At 64.5% G+C, this 1,807-nt stretch carries 2 protein-coding genes; both read left to right on the forward strand.

Annotated elements, in window-relative coordinates:
* A partial coding sequence (locus WCA53_RS26375; protein ID WP_423917480.1) for an AAA family ATPase occupies positions 1–1,251 on the forward strand: 1,251 nt, incomplete at its 5' end.
* 1 nt (position 1,252) lies between these two features.
* On the forward strand, positions 1,253–1,807 hold a 555-nt coding region (locus tag WCA53_RS26380), incomplete at its 3' end, for a type VI secretion system Vgr family protein (protein ID WP_423917483.1).

Here is a 1,807-nt window from a genome sequence, read left to right on the forward strand (position 1 = left end):
GGCCAGCTCGAAGACCGGAGCGCGCAACACGCGCGCCTGACCGACAAGCTCGGCACCGAAAAGCGTGCCGTCGATGAAATCCTCGCGTGGCGCCGCAAGATTGCGCGTCATCTGGCCGCGCAGGAGCAGGCAGTCGAAGGCGAGGACGGCGAAACGCTGCGGGCCAATCTCGGCCGTCTCGAGAAAGGCCTGGAAGCGGTGCAGAGCGACGAACCGATGGTGCCCGTCTGCGTCGATTCGGGGATGGTCGCGAAGGTGATTTCCGGCTGGACCGGCATACCGGTGGGCAGCATGCTCGCCGACGAATTGCACACGGTCCTCTATCTGCAGGACAAGCTCGCCGAACGTGTGGTCGGCCAGAATGAGGCACTCGATGCGATTGCCCGCCGCGTGCGCACGTTCCGCGCCGATCTCGACGATCCGGGCAAGCCGGTCGGCGTGTTCCTGCTGGTCGGCCCGAGCGGCGTCGGCAAGACGGAGACGGCCGCGGCGCTTGCCGACATGCTGTACGGCGGCGAGCGCAACATGATTACCGTGAACATGTCCGAGTTCCAGGAGGCGCATAGCGTCTCGGGCCTCAAAGGTGCGCCACCGGGCTATGTCGGCTACGGCCGGGGCGGCGTGCTGACCGAGGCGGTGCGGCGCCGTCCGTACAGCGTCGTGCTCCTCGACGAAATGGAAAAGGCCCACCCCGATGTCCTCGAATTGTTTTTCCAGGTGTTCGACAAGGGGGTGATGGAAGACGGTGAAGGGGTGCCGATCGACTTCAGGAACACGCTCATCCTGCTGACGTCGAACGCCGCGCAGGACGTCATCACGGACGCTTGCGTGGGAGGCCGCCGCCCGCCGCCCGAGGCGCTGATCGAGCGTCTGCGGCCCGCGCTGCTCAGGCAGTTCAGTCCGGCGTTTCTCGGGCGCATGGTGCTGGTGCCGTACTACCCCCTTGGCGACGCGCAGATTACGTCGATCGTGAACCTGAAGCTTGCGCGACTCGCGGAACGCTTCGAGCGCAATCATCATGCACGCTTGACGTGGAACGACGAGTTCGCGCAGGTCATCACCGAGCGCTGCAAGGAAGTGGACAGCGGCGCACGCAATGTCGATCACATCCTCACCCATTCGGTGTTGCCTGAACTTGCGCGTGAGGTGCTCGAACGTATTTCGGTAGCCGAACCGTTCGGTGGCGTGCACCTCGCGTTCACGGCGGCTGGTGGGATCGCTTTGCGCTTCGCGCCGCGTGAGGACGCCTGACGTGATCGATGTGACCACAACCCAGGTTGGCTGCCTGCTGTCGGTCAGCACGCCGTTCGGCGCCGATGTGCTGCTGCTCGAAGGCTTCGGCGGCCGCGAGGCGATGTCCGAACCGTTCCGCTTCCACCTGCGCATGCGCTCGTCGAACACGGGGCTCGACCCGCAGACGATCGTCGGCAAGAGCGTGACTGTGACGCTGCAGGCGCCATTGGGGCCGAGTCGCTTTTTCAATGGCATCGTCCTGCGCTTTGCCCAGGTTGGCGCCAATGCGCAGGGCGGCTTCTATTCGGCTGAACTGGCACCGCGCCTGTCGCTGCTCGCGCTCGGCAGCAACCGCGCGATCTACCAGAACCAGAGCGCGCTCGATATCGTTGAGCAATTGCTGTCGAACGCCGGTGTGGCGGTCGAGTTGCGCGTGACCGGTACTTACGCGGTGCGCGAATACTGCGTGCAGTACGACGAGAGCGCGTTGCAGTTCATCTCACGGCTGATGGAAGAAGAGGGCATCTTTTACTTTTTCACATTCGCCGACGGCGTGCACACCATGGTGCTCGCG

Origin of the sequence: Caballeronia sp. (assembly GCF_049581465.1) — a bacterium.
Lineage (GTDB): Bacteria > Pseudomonadota > Gammaproteobacteria > Burkholderiales > Burkholderiaceae > Caballeronia.